This is a genomic window from Mesorhizobium sp. M0243, from assembly GCF_040321775.1.
GTDB lineage: Bacteria > Pseudomonadota > Alphaproteobacteria > Rhizobiales > Rhizobiaceae > Mesorhizobium.
The window spans coordinates 1-2,162 of the sequence record NZ_JAMYSF010000068.1 but is presented as its reverse complement, the minus strand read 5'-3'; the positions used below and the strand labels follow the sequence as shown (position 1 = coordinate 2,162).

At 57.6% G+C, this 2,162-nt stretch carries 3 protein-coding genes; all 3 read right to left on the bottom strand.

The window, feature by feature from the left end; translation table 11 throughout:
- The coding region (locus tag NKJ11_RS33620) for a CheR family methyltransferase (protein ID WP_352795178.1) at positions 1–528 on the bottom strand (528 nt) is incomplete at its 3' end.
- A complete protein-coding gene (locus NKJ11_RS33615) occupies positions 525–992 on the bottom strand; it encodes a chemotaxis protein CheW (protein WP_023809630.1) in 468 nt (155 codons plus the stop codon). The genes NKJ11_RS33615 and NKJ11_RS33620, both read right to left, overlap by 4 nt.
- Before the next feature lie 23 nt (positions 993–1,015).
- A partial coding sequence (locus NKJ11_RS33610; protein ID WP_352795177.1) for a methyl-accepting chemotaxis protein occupies positions 1,016–2,162 on the bottom strand: 1,147 nt, incomplete at its 5' end.

Here is a 2,162-nt window from a genome sequence, read left to right as displayed (position 1 = left end):
AACCTGTTTCAGCACCCCAGCAATAGGCCGCAACCCGCCCTCAGCCGCTTCGAAATAGCGATCTTTAAATTCGAGATGGCTCCCGCGAAACGAATTGCGCCCATAGATGGCGCGTTCAGCCGTGGCGATATTGCGACTGCTGACGTCCACGCCATCGATCTTGAACTCGTGCGCCTCAAAGCCGGCATCGAACATCGCCATGGCGACCGAATAAGCCTCTTCGCCGGTTGAACATGGCAGGCTCAGGACTCTTATCGGCTGAGCAGGCTTGTGCACGCGCGCATGCCGCGCCAGCATCGTGAACGCTTCTCGGTCGCGAAAGAACCAGGTCTCTGGGATCACCACCGCATTGATCAGCTCCTGCAGCTCCTGCGAGGAAACGGTCAAGTGTTCCCTATAGGCCTGAGGGTTGGTTATCCGGCATGCTTCCATCCGGTCTCTGACCGCCTGACGAACCACTGTCGGACCAACACTGGCACTGTCCAGTCCGATGGTTTCCATCAGGAGCTTTTCTATTGCGCCGGTCATTGATCACCTATTGCGGCCTGGCGGAGCAAAGCGGTACGAATCTCTTCCGAAAGCAGCGCTTCCACTTTGACCGACTGAATGATCTCCGAACCATCGGAAGCCACCGGCCCAAGATAGGGCGGGGTTCCTTGTTCAAGTCCGAACGGCGCGAAATCGGCAGGGTGTCGCTCGAGCGTATCCGTCACCCGTTCCGCGATCAGCCCCAGCAGGCGTTGCTCGCCATCATGCGCCGGATAGCGCGTCACAACGATCCGGGTGCTCAATAGGCGCTCCGATGGCCGGCCAAGCGCAAGATGGGTAACATCGATCAGAGGGATGGGTATTCCGTTATAGCTGACCAAACCCACCACACCAGTTGGCGCACCCGGAAGAACTTTCACATCGAAATAGGGCAGCACCTCTTCAATTTGGTGGACATCGATCAAGTAGCGATCCGGACCCATGCTGAAGGCGAGGAATAGCATTGTCACCTCCTACTGCCGACTCGCTATGCTCGCAGCTTGAACCTCGAAATGCTACTTCGCATGCCGCCTGAGACTTGATTGAGCTCGTCGATCGCGAGCGTCGATTGCTGAAGGGATTCGACTGTTTGCTGAGCTGCCTCGCTTAGCTGGGTTAGCGTGTCGCTGATCTGCCCCGCGCCGGTCGCCTGTGCTTGCATGCCTTCATTGGCGACTTCGAAACGTGGCACCAGCCCCTGAACCTGCTGAATGATATCGAAGAGTTGCCCGCCGACCTGCTGGATTTCCTGCATACCCCGGCGGACCTGCTCGGAAAACTTGTCCATGCCCATCACCCCGGCCGCGACTGCCGACTGGATGTCCTTGACCATCTGCTCAATATCGTAGGTGGAGACAGCCGTCTGGTCCGCGAGCCTTCGGATTTCCGTCGCTACAACTGCAAAACCCCGGCCATATTGGCCTGCCTTCTCAGCCTCGATGGAAGCGTTGAGCGACAACAGATTCGTCTGATCGGCGACTTTTGTGATGGTCGTCACCACCTGATTGATGCTGCCGGCTTTCTCACTCAAGATCGCGAGTTTGGAATTGATCGCGCCGGCCGCTTCCATGACTTGCTGCATGGTTTCTTCCATACGGGTCAGCCCGGCTTGACCTCCGCCGGCGACGGCAGCCGTTTGTTCGGCAACTGTGGAGACCTCGTTCATCGTGCGGACCAGCTCGTTTGATGTGGCGGAGATTTCCTTGGCTGTCGCGCGGATTTCTGTTGTGGTCGCTGCGATTTCAGTCGCAGTTGCCTGCTGTTGCTTGGAGGTGGCGGCGATCTCAGTTATCGACGTGCCGACCTGTATGCTGGACCTTTGAACCTGACCAATGAGGGTTGTGAGATCGTCCGCCATTGCGTTGAAGCCGTCGGCAAGCACACTGAATTCGTCTCGGCGCATCAGATCGAGGCGTTCGCTGAAGTCGCCTTGCCGCATCAATTGAACCGCGTTGACCAAACGGGTGAGCGGACCTGTAATGGCGCGAAACAGCTGGTAACCCAAAAGAAGGGCTAGCCCGAGGGCTACCAACAAGCCAACACTCAAACCGACTTCGGCCGTTCTAACGATCGAGCTGATCCGCTGGGTCGCACTGTTTGCCTCGCCTCTATGATCCTCAACCATGGCCTGCAGA

Bases quoted from the DNA above. Each gene is read 5' to 3' on its own strand.
- NKJ11_RS33615 (WP_023809630.1), bottom strand. From the start codon at position 992: ATGCTATTCCTCGCCTTCAGCATGGGTCCGGATCGCTACTTGATCGAT.